Here is an 18,718-nt window from a genome sequence, read left to right as displayed (position 1 = left end):
CTATTTGCTTTTTTTACGATAGTGCCATTTTTTATTGGAATGATTGAACTAAGAGCAATTAACTATATGTCTAATTCTTATACTGGTGCAGTTTGCTTACTTTATGTTTTTGTGTTGGTCTGGGCAACAGATACAGGTGCTTATTTTGCAGGACGCGCATTTGGTAAACGAAAATTAGCTGCAAAAGTTTCTCCAGGTAAGACCATAGAAGGTTTTATTGGTGGTATAAGTGTGGCTATCATAATTAGTATCATTGCTTATATACTTAATTTATTTGATATGACATTTAGTACATTTTTTATTAGCTCTTTATCGGCAATTTTTGTTTCGGTTTTAGGTGATTTAACTGAAAGCATGTTTAAGCGTGAAGCAGGTATAAAAGATAGTGGTCACTTAATTCCAGGTCATGGTGGAATTTTAGATCGTATTGATAGTTTAACTGCTGCTGTTCCTGTTTTTACTACATTATCTTTTTATTTATTATAAATGGAGATTGATTTTGCTGTGGTCACTGTTATTATTTGTTATTACGATTAGTATACTAGTTACTATTCATGAGTTTGGGCATTTTTATGTTGCTCGCTTATGTAAGGTTCAAGTTGAATGTTTTTCAATTGGTTTTGGTAAAAAATTATGGTCACATAAATTTTCAAGTGGAACAGAATTGGTAATTGCTATGATTCCACTTGGTGGTTATGTTAAAATGTTAAATACCAGATCAACAGCATTATCAAGCAATAGCAATAGCAATAGCGATAGCTTGGCATTTGATCAAAAGAAAATTTGGCAAAGGGCTGCAATTATTTTTGCAGGTCCGTTTGCTAATTTTGTGTTAGCTTTGATAAGCTATTGGATTATTTTTTTAATAGGTGTAAATGTTTATCCTGTTAAAATAAAGGAAGTGATACCTAACACACCTGCTTCCACAATAGCAATTCCAGTTGGTGCTGAATTGAAAACTATTGATAATATCAAAATTGAAACATGGCAAGATGTAAACTTGGCTTTAATCTCTCTAATGGGGAAGACTGATATGTCTTTCACCTATATTGATGGTGCCAATAATAGTGATCAAAAAAAAGAAGTTAAGAAAAGTGTAGATATTAGCAATTGGTATTTTGATATAGAAAAAGACTCAGCTATTACCGCATTTGGTTTTGTTCCTAAAGAGGTGGAAATTTATCCAATTGTGAGTAAAATTGTATCAGGTTCGGCAGCAGAACGTGCAGGTTTGCGTGTTGGCGATAAAATTATTGGTTATAATGATCAGCTATATACAAATTGGCAGGTTTTTTCCAACACGATTAAAAAAGCTCAAACAATGATGTTGAAGGTCAATCGGGAAAACAAAGATATTTATCTTGCACTCGTGCCAACCGTTCAAAAAAACGGGGAAGGTGTTGCGGGATTATATCCTACAACTGATGTAAAAGTTGTGCAATATGGTTTTTTCGAAGGGTTTAATAAAGGTATAGCGCAAACGGCGTTAACTACAAAGTTAACTATTCGTTCGCTTTATCAATTAGTAACGGGTGTTATTGGTCTAGAACATATATCTGGCCCAATAACAATAGCAAAAGGCGCAGGGCAAACAGCAAGTTATGGTTTTACTTCTTACTTATATTTTCTAGCCTTTATAAGTATAAGTTTGGGAGTTATCAATCTTGTTCCATTACCTATATTAGACGGGGGACATCTTGTTTTTTTATTACTTGAAAAAATAAGAGGGCGAACCTTATCAAATAAAGCACAAGAGCGTTTTTCTCGTATTGGCTTTTTTTTATTAATGGTAATAATGGGAATTGCACTATTTAATGATATTTTACGGTTGTGATGGAATGAGGGCATAAATATTTACGATGAAAATAAATAAATTACTTATAGCATCTTTGTTGCTTAGTACTACAGCAGTATATAGTCCTAACGCATTTTGTATTGATGATTTTGTGGTAAAAGATATCAAATTTGAAGGTTTACAGCGTGTCACTGTTGGAGCTGCATTACTTGAAATGCCAATCCAAGTTGGTGATTATGTTAATGAAGCGGATTTAGGGCGTATAATTAAATCGCTTTATTCTAGTGGAAACTTTGATAATATTACTATTTCTCGTGATGGTGATCGGTTAATTGTTCATGTTCAAGAACGCCCAACTATTGCTAGTATAAGTTTTTCTGGTAATAAGTCAGTTAAAAATGACATGCTTAAGAAAAATCTAGATAGTTCTGGCATTCGTGAGGGTGAAGCATTAGATCGCACTATGCTTTCAGGTATTGAAAAGGGCTTAGAAGATTTTTATTACAGTGTTGGTAAATATAATGCTCAAATTAAAGCTGTTGTAACTCCATTATCTCGTAATCGTGTCGATTTAAAATTAGTTGTTGCTGAAGGTAAATCAGCATTAATTGATCAAATCAATATTGTTGGTGCTAAGGCTTTTTCATCAGAAGAACTTATTTCACGTTTTACCTTGCGTGATGAAGTACCTTGGTGGAATATGCTTGGTGATCGTAAATATCAAAAACAAAAATTAGCCTCCGATTTGGATGAATTACAAAGTTTTTATTTAAATCGTGGTTATGCTCGTTTCAATATTGAGTCAACACAAGTTAGTTTAACGCCAGATAAAAAAGGTATTTACGTTACAATTAATATCCATGAAGGTGAACAGTATAAGCTTTCTAAACTTGAGTTTATGGGTAATTTTGCAAACTATAAAGAAGCAATTGCTAAAATCGCTAACGAAAAAGTAACCATTGGTGAGCTTTATAATGGTAAAAAAATTACTGAAATTGAGGATAGCATTAAGCGTTTACTTGCTAATTTTGGTTATGCATATCCAAAAGTTTCCATTCAGCCAGAAATGGATGATTCAGAACATACGGCTAAATTAGTTGTTCTTGTTGATGTTGGTGAGCGTTTTTATGTTCGCAATATTAAGATAGTAGGAAATACCGTAACAAGCGAAAGTGTAATCCGTCGTGAGCTTCGACAAATGGAAGGAGCTTGGTTAAGTAACGGGTTAGTCGAATTAGGTAAAGAACGTTTAAATCGACTTGGCTTTTTTGATACTGTTGAAGCAAACACCGAGCGTGTGTCTGGTGTTGATGATCAAGTTGATATTATTTATAAAGTTGCTGAACGTAATACGGGTAGTATCAAATTTGGTGTTGGCGTCGGTTCTGATAGCGGTCTTAGCTTCAATGCAGGTATCTCTCAAGATAACTGGTTAGGCACAGGTAATAGTGTCTCATTTGATATTAACACTACTGATACAGATAAAACAGCGTCTGTTTCTATTGTTGATCCTTATTTTACTGTTGATGGTGTAAGTTTAGGCGGTAGCATTTACTATAACACCTATAAAAACGATGATAAAGATGATGAGTCAGAATATGCGAGCAAGACTTGGGGCGCTTCAGCTAATTTAGGTTTCCCTATTAGTGAAAATAATTTTGTTCGTTTTGGTGCCGAATACGCTAATCATAATTTGTCCGATATGCAAGCGCAATATAGTATGTGGCGTTATTTTGACTCCATGGGCGAAAATTTGAAAAATAAAAATTCTATTTCTTTCGATACTAATGATTTATTACTAAGCGCTTATTGGACATATAATTCTTTAGATCGTGGATTCTTCCCAACTGATGGCTTAAAAATGACAGCTAGCGCTAAATTCACTGCGCCATTATTTGATAACCGATTCTATAAACTGGTTTCAGATGCCTCTTACTATTATCCGATTGACAATGACCATAATTGGATATTCTTAACGCGAGCAAGAATTGGCTATGGAGGTGGTTTTGGTGGTAAAGAGTTACCATTTTACGAAAACTTTTATGCTGGAGGAGCATCAGTATTACGTGGTTTTAAATCCAATACTGTTGGTCCTAAAGCAGTATATCTTAATAAAAGTGGTGTGTGTGATAGTTTAGATAATACCTCTGGGTGTACAAAATCAAAAGATGCAGTAGGCGGTAATGCTATAGCTTTTGCTAGTACAGAGCTGATTGTTCCAACCCCATTTGCGGGTGAAAAATATGCTGATAATATTAGGACATCGTTATTTTTTGATGCAGGGACTGTATGGGATACCGAATGGAAACTAAAAGGAAATAATATTCCAGATTATAGTTCTCCATCGGATATTAGAATGTCGGCTGGTATTGCAGTGCAATGGATGTCACCATTAGGTCCTTTGGTCTTTTCTTATGCTCAACCACTTAAGAAATATGAGGGTGATTCAGCACAACAGTTCCAATTTAATATAGGGTCTACATGGTAATTCCATGTTATAAATAAAAAACACATAGGTGATTAAAGTGAAGAAAATTATATCTATTCTTGGTGTTAGTTTAGCATTTCTTTTTGCAGGCGTTGCAAATGCAGAAATTAAAATTGGTGTGGTTGATGTTATGTCAGTTTTACAACGTATGCCTCAACGTGAATCGGTCGGTAAGGCGTTGGATAATGAATTTGAAGCAAGAGCCAAATCATTACAAGTCGAAGAAAAGAAAGCTGGTGATGCCGCTGCTCGCCTAAAAAAAGATGGCTTAACTTTGTCTTCTTCTGAAAAAGCTAAACTAAATAAGGTGATTTCTGATTTTGAAAATAAAGCGAAAGCTTTTTCAGCTGATTATCGTAAACGTGAAACAGAAGAAGCAGGCAAATTATTAACTAAAATCCAAGAAGCTGTTAAAGATATTGTTGAGACAGAAAAGTACGATCTTATCTTAAAAGCCGAAGCTACATTATCAGCTTCAGATGCGGTTGATATTTCAGATAAAGTATTGGCAAAGGTTAAAAAATAATGTTTGCTTTTCGTTTAGAGCAACTAGCTAAGCAACTTGATGCTAAATTACACGGTGATGCTGATTTAACTATCACTGGTATTGCATCAATGAAAAGTGCAATGTCAGGTCAAATTACTTTTTTATCTGACAAAAAATTACAAAATAATTTGTTAGAGTGCAAGGCTTCTGCTGTTGTAATGACAGAAGAAAGCCTTAAATTCTGGCATGGTGCAGCTCTGATTGTTAAAGATCCATATCTTGCATATGCAAAATTGGCACAATATCTTGATACTACGCCTGCTCCAGCTAAGGATATCGCTAGTTCAGCAGTGATTGATTCAACAGCTAAATTAGGTTGTAATATATCAATAGGCGCTAACGCAGTTATTGAAAGCGGTGTAGTGTTAGGCGATAATTGCGTTATAGGTGCTGGTAGTTTTGTAGGTAAAAATACCATAATAGGTGCAGGAACAAAATTATGGGCTAATGTTTCTGTTTATCATAATTGTGTTATTGGCGACAATTGCTTAATTCAATCAGGAACTGTAATTGGTGCAGATGGATTTGGTTACGCTAATGATAAAGGTAAGTGGATTAAAATTCCTCAACTAGGTCGAGTTGTTATTGGTAATAACGTTGAAATTGGCGCTTCAACGACAATCGATCGGGGAGCGCTTGATGATACTATTATCGGTAATGGCGTTATTATAGATAATCAATGCCAAATTGCTCATAACGATATTATCGGGGATCATACAGCGGTTGCAGGTGGTGTTATTATGGCAGGGAGCTTAACTATTGGCCGTCATTGCTTAATTGGTGGTGCAAGTGTTATTAATGGGCATATGGAAATATGTGATCAAGTTACCATAACTGGTATGGGTATGGTTATGCGCCCAATTACTGAACCAGGGGTTTATTCATCAGGTATTCCATTGCAAGAAAATAAAGTTTGGCGAAAAACGGCTTCATTAGTTTTACATATTGACGAAATGAATAAACGTTTGAAGGCACTTGAGAAGAAACAGTGAAATGTCTCGACGTAAGCGGTTGCGGTCGGTATAATGCACGCCTATTTTTAAATTTTTTAGCTCAGTTATCGTTTTTATATAAATATGGGCAGATAATATTCAATAATTTCGAGGTATAAAGATGCAAGTTTCGGTAGAAACAACACAAGGTTTAGGTCGACGTTTATCAATTATAATTAAAGCTGAAGATATTACGAAAGCGGTTGATAAAGAACTTATTAATACGGCAAAAAAAGTACGTATTGATGGCTTCCGTAAGGGAAAAGTGCCTTTAAAAATTGTTGAACAACGTTATGGTGCTTCTATTTTACAAGATGCATTAAGTGACTTAATGCAACGAAATTTTGTTGAAGCAATTATTCAAGAAAAATTAAATCCGGCTGGTGCTCCAACTTATACACCACAAGAATATAAAAAGGGCGAAGATTATACCTTTATTGTTGAATTTGAAGTTTATCCAGAAGTCAAAGTTGAAAATTTAGATAAAATTGAAGTTGAAAAACCTATTGCTGAAGTAGCTGATGCGGATGTTGAAACTATGATTGAAACCTTACGCAAACAGCAAGGTGTTTGGAAAGAAGCAGATAAAGAAGCTAAAGAGCAGTATCGTGTTACTTTGGATTTTGTTGGTAAAGTTGATGATGCCGAATTTGAAGGTGGTAAGGCTAATGATTTTGCATTAGTATTAGGGCAAGGTCGTATGATTCCTGGTTTTGAAGATGCAATTATAGGGCATAAAGCGGGTGATCAGTTTGAAATTAATGTGACTTTCCCTGACGATTATCATGCTGAAAATCTAAAAGGTAAGCCAGCTGTATTTGCGGCAACACTTAAAAAGGTTGAAGAGTTAGAATTGCCAGAACTTACTGAAGAGGTCATTAAACGCTTCGGTATTGCTGATGGCACTATTGAAAGCTTACGATCTGAAGTTCGTAAGAACATGACAAGAGAGCTCAATGCGACAATTCGCAATAAAGTCAAAATTCAAGCTATTGATGGTTTGGTTAAAAATAATGAAATTGATGTGCCTGAGGCATTAGTTAACCGTGAGGTTGATGTATTACGTCAGCAAGCTTTATCTCGTTTTGGTGGTAATGTAAAACCTGGTATGGAATTACCAAAAGAATTATTTGAAGCTGAGGCTAAAAAACGCGTTGTTACTGGTTTGTTGTTTAGCGAAATTATTGAAAGCAATAAATTAACAGCAGATGAATCGCATGTTCAGGCATTAATTGATGAAATTGCAACTGCATATGAAGATCCAAAAGAAGTTTTAGAATATTATCGTAAAGATAAAAAAGCGATGGATAATATTCGAGCGGTAGCACTAGAAGATCAAGTTGTCGATCTGTTGTTGGCTAGTGCCAAAGTAACAGAAAAGAATTATTCGTTTTCCGAATTAATGAATCAGCAAACAGCTTAACTTACTAGTCTTTTCATTTTATATAAAAAGATCACTATAAAGCCCAAATAAGAATTGTCTGTTTGGGCTATTTTGTTAATTAGGAGATAAAAATGCCTTTAGAATCATATATGGGTGTTGTTCCAATGGTTGTTGAGCAAAATTCTCGTGGTGAGAGAGCTTATGATATTTACTCACGATTATTAAAAGAGCGAGTTATATTTTTGACTGGGCAAGTTGAAGATAATATGGCAAATCTGATTATCGCTCAAATGTTATTTTTAGAAGCTGAAAATCCTGATAAAGATATCTATTTATATATTAATTCACCTGGTGGTGTCGTTACTGCTGGCATGGCTATTTATGACACAATGCAATTTATAAAACCCGATGTCAGCACGATTTGTTTAGGACAAGCATGTTCAATGGGATCATTACTTTTAACAGCAGGCACTAAAGGTAAACGTTATTGCTTACCTAATGCCCGTGTAATGATTCACCAACCATTAGGTGGCTTCCAGGGGCAGGCTTCAGATATCCAAATACATGCACAAGAGATTTTACAGGTAAAAAACCGCTTAAATAATATTTTAGCCATGCACACCGGCCAAGATATTAGTGTGATTGAAAAAGATACCGATCGTGATAATTTTATGTCTGCCGATAAAGCAGTTGAATATGGTCTAGTTGATGCCATATTTAGTAAACGATCTTAATATTAGGTAGGTGGTAAAAGTGAATAAGAAAAGTTCAGAAAAATTACTTTATTGCACTTTTTGTAGTAAAAGTGAGCATGAAGTCCGTAAACTTATTGCTGGGCCAGAATCTATTTATATTTGTAACGAATGTATAGGCTTATGCAATGAGATATTAAAAGAAGAAACGAAAAGTTCTCTTTCCTATGAAGAATTTATTAATAAGACACTGCCAACACCACATGAAATCAGAGAGCATCTTGATGAATATGTAATTGGTCAAGAGAAAGCCAAAAAAGTTTTATCTGTCGCTGTCTATAATCATTACAAACGATTACGTAATCATGTGAGTCGCAGTGATGTTGAATTAGGCAAAAGTAATATCTTGCTCATAGGACCCACTGGTAGTGGCAAAACGTTATTAGCTGAAACACTAGCTCGTTTTTTAGATGTGCCTTTTGCCATGGCTGATGCGACAACATTAACTGAAGCTGGTTATGTTGGTGAAGATGTAGAAAATATTATTCAAAAATTATTACAGAATTGCGATTATGATGTTGAAAAAGCCCAGCGGGGTATTATCTATGTTGATGAAATTGATAAAATTTCACGAAAATCCGATAATCCATCTATTACCAGAGACGTATCAGGCGAAGGCGTTCAACAGGCTTTATTGAAGATTATTGAAGGTACGATTGCTTCAGTTCCTCCAAAAGGTGGGCGTAAGCATCCTCAGCAAGAGTTTCTACAAGTTGATACTTCAAAAATTCTATTTATTTGTGGTGGTGCATTTAGTGGATTGGATAAGGTCATCGAAAATCGTGTATCAACTAATACAGGAATAGGTTTTGGTGCTGAAGTTAAAAGTACTAAAAATAAAGTTTCTGAATCGGAACTATTAGCTCAAATCGAGGCTGAAGACTTAGTTAAGTTTGGCTTAATTCCAGAGTTCATTGGAAGATTACCTGTTATTGGTACATTATCTGAATTGGATAAAAACGCCTTAATTAATATACTAACCGAACCTAAAAATGCCCTAACTAAGCAATTTAAAACGTTAATTGAGTTAGATGGTGTAGAACTTGAGTTTACTAAAGAAGCTCTAGATGCTATTGCTATAAAGGCGATGCAACGAAAAACAGGAGCACGAGGTTTGCGTTCAATTGTGGAAAATATATTATTGGATACAATGTATGACTTACCATCAATGAATACTATTAAAAAAGTGATTGTAGACAAAGACACTGTTGAAAGATCTCAAGTTCCGAAATTAGTACATCGTGAAGATGATGAACTTTCTGCTTAAAATATAAATTTGCCATCATAAGTATGATGGCAAAATATGTAAACTAAGAATTAATATTAAAGTTGCCAATACTGCTAATAATGTTTCATAACTAGTGTAGTTTTAATCAAAAAAGATAGGCTTGAATATCTAAAAACGATCCCAATATTTATCTAATGGGTTTGTACTACTAGAGAGAATAAAATGAATATAAAACGAACTAAACATATAATTATGCCTATTTTACCATTACGTGATGTTGTTGTATTTCCACATATGGTAATCCCTCTCTTTGTTGGTCGAAGTAAATCAATACGTTGCTTGGAAAAGGCAATGGAAATGGATAAACAAGTCTTTCTTGTAACCCAAAAAGATCCATCTCAAGATGATCCTGCTATAGATGATTTATATGAAGTTGGAACTGTAGCTAATGTTTTACAGCTACTAGAATTACCAGATGGAACAGTGAAGGTTCTTGTTGAAGGTATTGAGCGGGCAAAAATGCTTGATTTAGTTGAGCATGATGACAATGAATTTTTTATTGCCGAGGTTAAACCATTAAGTGAAACAAAAATGGCTTCAGATATAAGTGAGGCTATGATTCGCTTAACTTTATCTAATTTTGATGAGTACTCAAAGTTTAATAAAAAAATAGCTCAGGAAGTGGTTGATTCTATTCGTTTACTTAAAGAGCCATCTCATTTAGCTGATTCTATTGCTGCTACTCTATTTTTAAAAGTTAATCAAAAACAAGAGATTTTAGTAACAGTTAACCTTGCTAAGCGTTTTGAATTGCTTATTTCATTAATGGAATCAGAAATTGAATTATTACAAGTTGAAAAAAATATACGGCAACGTGTTAAACAGCAAATGGAAAAAGCTCAAAAAGAGTATTATCTCAATGAGCAAATTAAAGCTATCCATAAAGAATTAGGTGATATAGATAATAAGACTGATGAATACGAAGAGCTAAAAGAAAAAATCACTAAAGCTAAAATGCCAAAAGAGGCTGAGGATAAAGCATTAGCTGAACTTAATAAGTTAAAAATGATGCCAGCAATGTCCGCAGAAGCAACGGTTGTTCGAGGTTATATTGATTGGATGATTCAAGTTCCTTGGTATAAGTGTAGTAAAGTTAGAAAAGATATTGAAGGGGCACAAAAAGTTTTAGATAGAGATCATTATGGGCTTGAACGTGTAAAAGATAGAATTTTAGAATATTTAGCAGTTCAAAGTCGCGTTAATAAAGTGAAAGGACCTATTTTATGTTTGGTTGGTCCCCCAGGAGTAGGTAAAACATCACTGGGTCAATCGATAGCTAAAGCAACAGGACGTCAGTATATTCGTATGGCATTAGGTGGCGTGCGCGATGAGGCTGAGATTCGAGGGCATAGACGCACTTACATTGGTTCGATGCCAGGTAAATTGATTCAACGTATGGCAAAAGTGGGGGTTAAAAATCCATTATTTTTACTAGATGAAATTGATAAGATGGCAACTGATATGCGTGGTGATCCTGCATCAGCATTATTAGAAGTACTTGATCCAGAACAAAATAATGCATTTAGTGACCATTATTTGGAAGTTGATTACGATTTATCCGATGTAATGTTTGTTGCAACTGCTAATTCTATGAATATTCCAGCGCCATTATTGGATAGAATGGAAGTTATTCGCCTTTCTGGTTATACGGAGGACGAGAAGCTGAATATTGCTAAGCAACATTTGATCGCTAAGCAGGTAGAAAACAATGGTTTAAAATCAAGAGAAATTAGTATTGATGACTCAGCCATTATTGGAATCATTCGTTACTATACGCGCGAAGCAGGCGTTCGAGGCTTAGAAAGAGAGATTGCAAAAATTTGCCGTAAAGTTGTTAAAAAATTGGCGTTAGACAGCAAATTGAAGAAAGTAACTGTGACACAGGATAACTTAAAAGATTTCTTGGGGATACAGCGTTTTGATTATGGTAAAACGGATAATGAAAACCGTATCGGTCAAGTTATTGGTCTTGCATGGACAGAAGTAGGTGGGGACTTACTTACTATTGAATCAGTAAGTGTAATTGGTAAAGGGAAATTAACTTATACAGGTTCATTAGGCGATGTAATGCAAGAGTCAATTCAAACGGCATTGACAGTTGTTCGATCTCGTGCAGAAAAATTGGGTATTAATAATGATTTTTATGAAAAACGCGATATCCATGTGCATGTGCCTGATGGCGCAACGCCAAAAGACGGACCAAGTGCAGGTATTGCAATGTGTACTTCACTTATTTCCACATTAACCGGTAATCCTGTTCGTTCTGATGTTGCGATGACGGGTGAAATAACATTACGTGGAGAGGTATTACCTATTGGGGGACTAAAAGAGAAGTTATTAGCTGCTCACCGAGGCGGGATTAAAACGGTATTGATTCCAATGGATAATGTTAAAGATTTGGAAGAAATCCCTGATAATGTGAAATCTGAAATTGATATACACCCAGTAAAGTGGATTGATGAAGTGCTCACAATTGCGCTAAAAAATAATCCATTAGGTATAGAGTCAATAGATAAAAAAGTCACATTGAAGCAACCAGCGAAAAAAGCTATAAAGAAAGTAAAAAATAATGTTGGGAATTCTGTTAGATTAAATTAATCTATCTTATAATTTCAAAAAAGATCAACTTATGTTGATCTTTTTTTTGAGGCTTAACATTCTGGCAATAGCCAATTTGGTTAAATATGCTATACTTTCGAAATTCAACATTAGGTATATGGAGAATCGCAAGAAATGATGGAAACAATCCGAACAGCAGCAAATAATATTTTTGTTAAGATTATTTTTGCAATAATTATTGTATGTTTTATTTTCACAGGCGTCGGATTTTTGGGCTTTGGCGGCGGTAATAGCCCACGAGATCAGCAGCTGTACATTGCAAAAGTTGATGGTGAGGGCATTAGTAGAGCCGAATTTGAAGCACAAGCAAGGGCTGTAACAGCAAATGCTGGCGGTGATAGTTCTTTTATTAAACAGCTACGCCGTAATGTATTATCTCATCAAATTGATAATTATTTAGCTTATAAGTTTTCGCAAAGTATTGGTGTAGCTATTAGTAATGATCAGATTAAAAAGTTTATTAAGAAACAAAGAGACTTTTTCAAAAATGGTAAATTTGATAATCAAACTTATTTAAATCTTCTTGCTGAAAATCATTTCACTCCAGATAGTTATGCCGAAATTATAAGAACCGTATTACAACAACAACAAACTGTTGATGCTATAGTAAATAGTGGCTTTGTTTTGCCAAATGACTCCGAAATAGACTCACTTAAAAATCAAACTAGAAGTGTATACGCTACTTTAGTTGATACTTCTATAGGTGGTATTGATGAATTAAATGTTACGTTAGATGATGAACAAAAATATTATGATGAACATCCCAAAGAGTTTTTTAAAAGTGAACGAGTAAAAGTTAAATATATCGTGGCTTCTGAAGACTTAATAAGAAAAACAATTGTTGTTACTGAAAGTGATTTAAGAAATGAATATGATAAAAACATTAAAAATTATTCATATCCAGCAAAGAAAGCTTACAGTATAATTTTTGTAACCGATAAAGAACAAGCTAATAAAATTGCTAAAGAACTTTCTTCTGGAGCTGATTTCGAAAAGATGGTTAAAACGAACCAACAATATAATCATACCTCTCCATATGGTGAAAAGAGTTTTTTGGGCTGGTTTGCTGATGATGATTCTTTACCTAAATTTCTTAAAGATGCTAAGTTGAATAAAGTAGGTAAAACTTCCTTGCCAATCGCTGTGGATGATGGGTATGTGATAGTAAAATTGGATGGTATGCAACCTAAAAAATTTATGGATTATGATTATGCAAAATATCAAATTGATTCAAAGTTAACTAAGCAAAAAATACAACAAGCTTTAGAAAAGCAAGAAAAAATGATTAATGCTGCTTTGAAAAAATCTCCTAAGAACATTGAAGAACTTGCTGAAAAAGTTGGTCTTGAAGTAAGAACTTCGGATTGGATCACTTTCAATGATAAGTTTTCGATTGCTTCTCATCCTGAAGTGAGAGATGTCATTTTTAGTGACGAAATGATTGTTGATGAGAAAGCAACTAATAAAATTTCTGATTTAATAACAGCAGATAGAAATTATGGAAAGTATGATTTTGTTGTACAAACCGTTGATTATCGCCCTGAAGGCATTGCCCCTTTTGATGAAGTTAAAGATGAAATCCATAAAAAGCTTTTTGCAGAAATGGCTAAAAAACAATTTAAATCAAATATTGATAATGCATTGGTTCAACTAAATGAAAAAGGAAGTGCTAAAAACATACAGTTTGCAAAAAAATATACGTTGAATCGAAATTCAACCGAAATTGATCAAAACGTTGTTAATATGGTTTTTAATTTACACCCTTTAGCATCAGGAAAACCTGTTTATGGTGCGGAACTTTTGGATGATAAAACAGCGTATATTGTTGCGCTAACTAAGGTAGATACACCAAAAGAATACAAAGATATTTCTTCAGAACTATTACCTATATTACTTAATGATATGCATTATTATCTTGCCACAGATATACGTTCTAAGGCTAAGATAGAAATTATGCCTGATGCAAATTTGTGATTTAACCTCCAAAATAGTAGAAATAATAGCAAAAATGGAAAGTCACCTAGGTGGCTTTTCTCATTTTTATTATTCATGAAATTTTTTCATTTGATTAAGTGAGATAGTTGTAAAGCAAATTTATTTGCGTAACTATTTTAAGAGGTTAATCAAATGAAAGTATTTCCATTATTATGTATTATGTTATCAAGCTTTATTTTTTCAAACACAAGTTTTGCCGATTCGGCTTCTACAACACCAGAGCCAATAAAACAGGAACAAAAACAAATTGTTCAAGTAAATATAAATACTGCAACAGCAGAAGAGCTATCAAAAGTGTTGAGTGGAATTGGCCCGAATAAAGCTCAGAAGATTATAGAATATCGAGAAAAATTTGGGCCTTTTGTTTCAGTTGAGCAGTTAAAAGAAGTTTCAGGTATCGGACAGGCAACACTGGACAAAAATGCTGGTAAAATAACATTATAATTTATTATTTCCACCAATTGGTATTGGTGGAAATAATATTACGCTAATTATCGATAGGATCTACATCAATACTCCATCTCAATTTTGATGTTTCATTCCATTTAGCGATTGTTATTAATAATTGATCTAATATTTGTTGTAATTGTTGTCTATTTGTATGCTGAAGGAGTAATTGCCAACGATGGTAACCTGCTTTCTTAGGTTGGCTAGCTGGCATTGGTCCAAGTTGCCATAAAGCAGGCCCATAATGTACTTTTAACCAATCATGAATATGCTGTAAAAATGCAGGAGCATAATGGTTATTCCGATCTGCAGCACGAATTAATGCTTGGTAACTAAATGGCGGTAATTGTGTTTGTTGTCGCTCTTGCAGTGTTAGTTTAGCAAATTGTTGATAGCCTTTCGTTAGTAAAATGTTCAACAAGGGGTGATCTGGATGATGAGTTTGTAAAATAACTTCCCCCGCTTTTGCTTCGCGACCAGCTCTTCCTGATACTTGAGTATAAATTTGAGCAAATCGTTCAGTTGCACGAAAATCGCTTGAAAATAAAGCACCGTCGACATCAATAATTCCAACTAAAGTAACATCAGGAAAATGATGCCCTTTAGCCAAAATTTGTGTACCAACTAAAATATGTGCACCACCTTGTTGGATCGTTTGTAGATAGGTATCTAATGAACCTTTTTTACTAACTGTATCGCGATCAATACGGCTGATCTTGATGTAAGGAAAAAGCACTTCAAGTTGTTGTTCAAGTTGTTCCGTTCCAAACCCAATTGGCATTAAATGTGTAGAGCCACATTTTGGACACTGTTTCGGCACTGTTCTTGGCGTATCGCAATAGTGGCAAATTAGTTTTTTTTGTTTTTGATGAAATGTGTAAGGCCTATCACAACGGGGGCATTCGGCAATCCAACCGCAATCATGGCATATCAATAGTGGTGAAAATCCTCGACGATTTAAAAATAACATTACCTGATTATTGTTAGACAAATGTTTTTTTATTTGTTCAATTAAAGGTTGAGATAAGCCAGAAGTAAGCACTAACCCACGTATATCCAAAATCGATTGTTTAGCTAGTGTTGCATTACCTGCTCTTTCCGTTAATGGCAATAAATGGTATTTTTTGTTTTGCGCATTATTAAGTGTTTCAAGAGATGGGGTTGCTGAACCTAAAATAATTGGAATATTATTAAATTTAGCTCGAATAATTGCTAAATCTCGCGCATGATAACGCCAGCCTTCTTGCTGTTTATAGGAATTATCATGTTCTTCATCAATAATAATCATTCCTAGGTTTTTAAATGGGGTAAAAAGCGATGAACGAGTACCAACAACAATAGCATTTTCTCCATGTTTGCTTCTTAACCAAACGTTAAGCCTTTGCTTATCTGTTAATCCTGAGTGTAAAATATCAATAGGTGCATTAAAGCGTTGTTGAAAACGTTTTATTGTTTGTGGTGTTAAGCCAATTTCAGGAACTAATACTAACGCTTGTTTCCCTGCTGCTAAGATAGTCGATAGTACATTTAGATACACTTCTGTCTTACCTGATCCAGTCACTCCTTCTAGCAAAAATACCTTAAATTGGTTATTTTCCTCATTCACTGCATTTATAGCATGGGTCTGTTCTTTATTTAGTTGAATAGAGCTAGCATTAGTTGAAAAATTTGTTTGCCATTGAATATTACTAGGCAGATAGGTGACTTGTTCTATAAGTTGTTTCTTTTGTAATTCGTTATACGTGGCACTACTTACATTCGTGTCAGGTATAGTATTATTTCTAAATGAAGATAATAATAACTTTTGTTTTGGAGCACGAGATAGCGATTGCAGATCTATATGCTTTCCCAATGCTGTTAATTGCCATCGTTTTGCCTCATCTTTGACCGCTTGGTGCCCTTGTCTGAGTAAAATAGGCATAGCATGAAATAAAACTTCACCAATAGGATAATGGTAATAACTAGCCGCCCACTCTAATAATTGCCAGATAGAAGGGGTGAAAACAGGCTCTGTATCAATAATTGCTGTAATTGATTTTAAGTTTTTAATATCAAACTCAGTTTTTTCATCAATACTAACAATAATTCCTATTATATTACGTTTGCCAAAAGGTACTTTCACCCGCATTCCAATCTGAGCAGGTTTCGCCAATTGGTAATCAAACAGTTGGTAAAGTGGTACAGGCAAGGCTATATGAGCAATAAGCATCAAAATCACAAATATTACAATTAATATAAAGCTATATTGTACGCAGTTTTTACTTAACCCGCAAAAGCTATCAAAGGCAATTTATTATTACAGAAAAATTTGTTTGTTCACCGATATATATTAGTTGGTAAACTAATATGCAATAGTGGTAACTATTAGTAAAATTTGCTATCTTGGCTATAGTTAATGAGAATAAATTGTAAAGGGTCAAATAATGCTCAAATCATTTTCGCATATTAATCAACGTGGTGATGCTCATATGGTTGATGTTTCAGATAAGCAGATAACAATGCGAGAAGCAAGCGCTGAGTCATTGGTTTTAATGAAAACTGAAACACTGAATATGATTATTGATGGTAAACATCATAAAGGAGATGTTTTTGCAACGGCAAGAATTGCTGGTATTCAAGCGGCTAAAAAAACATGGGAGCTTATCCCGCTTTGCCATCCGCTTTTTTTGAGTAAAATTGAAATTAAAATCGAGCCAGATCGAATAAACAATTGTGTTAAGATTCAATCTTTTTGTCGATTAAACGGGCAAACTGGTGTCGAAATGGAAGCAATGGTTGCTGCCTCTGTCGCTGCTTTGACTATTTATGACATGTGTAAAGCTGTACAAAAAGATATAGTGATTTCTCAGGTGCGTTTACTGACCAAAAGTGGTGGTAAGTCGGGTGATTTTATAGCCTAAAAAGTTAGTAGAGATAAGATGAATAAAGTTATTTTTTTTGCACAAATTAGAGAATTAGTGGGAACTACGTGTGTTATGTTAGATGCTAATGAACTTTCAGTTTCTCATCTTATTGAGCAGTTAAGTCAACGCGGTGAACGGTGGCTATTGGCTTTTACGGAAAGTGCTGTTTTATGTGCAGTAAATCAAACTTTGGTTGATCTTGATTATATTATTCAAGAAAACGATGAAATTGCATTCTTTCCACCTGTAACAGGAGGATAGCATTATGGATCTTATCAAAGTTAATAACGACCCTATTGATGTTAATCAGCTTAATGATTGGCTTTCTCAATTACCGCAAGATGGAGCTATTGTCACTTTTATGGGCAAAGTTCGTAGTCTTGAAAAGCAAACGATAAGCCTATTTTTAGAACATTATGCAGGTATGACAGAAAGGGTGCTAGCTAATATCGCAGCTCAAGCAAGAGAACGTTGGCAATTAAGCCGAATAGCAATAATTCATCGGGTAGGTGAAATTAATGCCAATGAGCAAATTGTTTTTGTGGGCGCGAGTAGTGCACATCGCTCAGATGCATTTGCTGCCACAGAGTTTATTATAGATATATTAAAGAGCGAAGCGCCTTTTTGGAAGAAAGAAAAAACACCTAACGGGCAAAAGTGGGTAGATGCTAAAAAAACAGATAAAGAGGCATTGAAAAAATGGCTTTAGATATAATTTAGGTTATAATGATACAAAGTTATATCATTCTTTTTAATGAGAGGTTATTAATGAAAAATTATTCGCCTAATGGTTCAATCATTGAACAAACAGGTAGTCGTATTCAAACATACATGAGCCATGTTTATGGCTGGATGACAGTTGGATTGTTATTAACAGCTTTGGTGGCTTGGTATGCATCTAGTAATGTTGAGCTTTTGAACTTATTATACCGAGGCATGTGGGTATTGCTGATTGCTGAGATTGGATTAGTTTTTGTCATTTCTGGCTTAATTAATCGACTTTCTGGGGCTGTTGCGACAACGTTATTTATGCTTTATTCAGTTTTAAATGGTTGTACGTTCTCAATTTACTTTATTGTTTATACTTCATCTTCGATAGCAAGCGTATTTTTTATTACAGCTGGTATGTTTGCTGCTTTGGCTTTTTACGGTTATACCACGAAACGAGATTTATCGGGATTTGGACGTTTCTTGTTTATGGGGTTAATTGGTATTGTCATTGCTTCAATAGTAAATATTTTTATGCATAGTCAGCCATTAATGTGGGCAATTACTTATATAGGTGTATTTGTTTTTGCTGGGTTAACGGCTTATGATACACAAAAACTTAAAGAGTTAGGTGATCAATTATCACAAGATGACCCTAATATGTTTAGACGATTTGTTATTTTAGGAGCATTAAAGCTTTATCTCGATTTTATTAATTTATTTATTATGTTATTGAGAATCTTTGCCGATCGTCGATAATTTTTTTATTCCAATTAAGTGAAAAGGGCTCCTAAAGTGAG

16 protein-coding genes are annotated in these 18,718 nt (G+C 34.4%); 15 read left to right on the top strand and 1 reads right to left on the bottom strand.

Features of this window, described 5'->3' with window-relative positions; all coding sequences use genetic code 11:
- The 11 genes from A9G30_RS02495 to A9G30_RS02445 form a co-directional block, all read left to right on the top strand.
- A partial coding sequence (locus tag A9G30_RS02495; protein WP_141671957.1) for a CDP-archaeol synthase occupies positions 1-486 on the top strand: 486 nt, incomplete at its 5' end.
- A gap of 13 nt (positions 487-499) precedes the next feature.
- Positions 500-1,834: an RIP metalloprotease RseP gene (gene rseP / locus A9G30_RS02490; RefSeq protein WP_176700825.1), complete on the top strand. Its 1,335-nt coding sequence runs from the start codon at positions 500-502 to the stop codon at positions 1,832-1,834.
- A gap of 25 nt (positions 1,835-1,859) precedes the next feature.
- On the top strand, positions 1,860-4,283 hold the full coding sequence (bamA, locus tag A9G30_RS02485; protein WP_065587936.1) for an outer membrane protein assembly factor BamA: 2,424 nt from the start codon (positions 1,860-1,862) through the stop codon (positions 4,281-4,283).
- A 37-nt stretch (positions 4,284-4,320) separates the two neighbouring features.
- Positions 4,321-4,809: an OmpH family outer membrane protein gene (locus tag A9G30_RS02480; RefSeq protein WP_065566868.1), complete on the top strand. Its 489-nt coding sequence runs from the start codon at positions 4,321-4,323 to the stop codon at positions 4,807-4,809.
- The gene (lpxD, locus tag A9G30_RS02475; RefSeq protein WP_065587935.1) at positions 4,809-5,822 is read left to right on the top strand and encodes a UDP-3-O-(3-hydroxymyristoyl)glucosamine N-acyltransferase; all 1,014 of its coding nucleotides are present in this window, start codon (positions 4,809-4,811) and stop codon (positions 5,820-5,822) included. Before A9G30_RS02480 ends, lpxD begins: the two co-directional genes overlap by 1 nt.
- Positions 5,823-5,943: 121 nt before the next feature.
- Positions 5,944-7,245: a trigger factor gene (tig, locus tag A9G30_RS02470; RefSeq protein WP_065587934.1), complete on the top strand. Its 1,302-nt coding sequence runs from the start codon at positions 5,944-5,946 to the stop codon at positions 7,243-7,245.
- A 92-nt stretch (positions 7,246-7,337) separates the two neighbouring features.
- The gene (gene clpP, locus A9G30_RS02465; protein WP_065582516.1) at positions 7,338-7,940 is read left to right on the top strand and encodes an ATP-dependent Clp endopeptidase proteolytic subunit ClpP; all 603 of its coding nucleotides are present in this window, start codon (positions 7,338-7,340) and stop codon (positions 7,938-7,940) included.
- Positions 7,941-7,959: 19 nt separating this feature from the next.
- Complete coding sequence (gene clpX, locus A9G30_RS02460; protein ID WP_218057690.1) at positions 7,960-9,225, top strand: ATP-dependent protease ATP-binding subunit ClpX; 1,266 nt, start codon at positions 7,960-7,962, stop codon at positions 9,223-9,225.
- A 183-nt stretch (positions 9,226-9,408) separates the two neighbouring features.
- A complete protein-coding gene (gene lon, locus A9G30_RS02455; RefSeq protein ID WP_081295571.1) occupies positions 9,409-11,844 on the top strand; it encodes an endopeptidase La in 2,436 nt (811 codons plus the stop codon).
- A 135-nt stretch (positions 11,845-11,979) separates the two neighbouring features.
- Positions 11,980-13,839 (top strand): SurA N-terminal domain-containing protein, encoded by a 1,860-nt coding sequence (locus tag A9G30_RS02450; RefSeq protein WP_065587932.1) that lies wholly within the window; start codon positions 11,980-11,982, stop codon positions 13,837-13,839.
- A gap of 153 nt (positions 13,840-13,992) precedes the next feature.
- Positions 13,993-14,304: a ComEA family DNA-binding protein gene (locus tag A9G30_RS02445; RefSeq protein WP_065587931.1), complete on the top strand. Its 312-nt coding sequence runs from the start codon at positions 13,993-13,995 to the stop codon at positions 14,302-14,304.
- Positions 14,305-14,347: 43 nt separating this feature from the next.
- Here the strand turns inward: A9G30_RS02445 and priA are convergent, their stop codons facing one another.
- Positions 14,348-16,516, bottom strand: coding sequence for a primosomal protein N' (priA, locus tag A9G30_RS02440; RefSeq protein WP_065587930.1), 2,169 nt, complete (start codon positions 16,514-16,516; stop codon positions 14,348-14,350).
- Between the two features lie 214 nt (positions 16,517-16,730).
- On the opposite strand from priA, the gene moaC reads away from it, so the two are divergent.
- The 4 genes from moaC to A9G30_RS02420 are packed head-to-tail and all read left to right on the top strand — an operon-like array spanning position 16,731 to position 18,677.
- The gene (gene moaC, locus A9G30_RS02435) at positions 16,731-17,207 is read left to right on the top strand and encodes a cyclic pyranopterin monophosphate synthase MoaC (protein WP_065587929.1); all 477 of its coding nucleotides are present in this window, start codon (positions 16,731-16,733) and stop codon (positions 17,205-17,207) included.
- Positions 17,208-17,225: 18 nt separating this feature from the next.
- A complete protein-coding gene (moaD, locus tag A9G30_RS02430) occupies positions 17,226-17,471 on the top strand; it encodes a molybdopterin synthase sulfur carrier subunit (RefSeq protein ID WP_065587928.1) in 246 nt (81 codons plus the stop codon).
- Between the two features lie 4 nt (positions 17,472-17,475).
- The gene (moaE, locus tag A9G30_RS02425) at positions 17,476-17,919 is read left to right on the top strand and encodes a molybdopterin synthase catalytic subunit MoaE (protein ID WP_065587927.1); all 444 of its coding nucleotides are present in this window, start codon (positions 17,476-17,478) and stop codon (positions 17,917-17,919) included.
- Between the two features lie 59 nt (positions 17,920-17,978).
- Positions 17,979-18,677: a Bax inhibitor-1/YccA family protein gene (locus A9G30_RS02420; RefSeq protein ID WP_065587926.1), complete on the top strand. Its 699-nt coding sequence runs from the start codon at positions 17,979-17,981 to the stop codon at positions 18,675-18,677.
- The last annotated feature ends 41 nt before the right edge of the window (positions 18,678-18,718 follow it).

Source organism: Gilliamella sp. Fer4-1, from assembly GCF_001690515.1.
Taxonomy (GTDB): Bacteria; Pseudomonadota; Gammaproteobacteria; order Enterobacterales; family Orbaceae; genus Gilliamella; species Gilliamella apicola_C.
The sequence above is the reverse complement of the archived record's forward strand: the minus strand, read 5'-3'. Positions and strand labels throughout refer to the sequence as shown.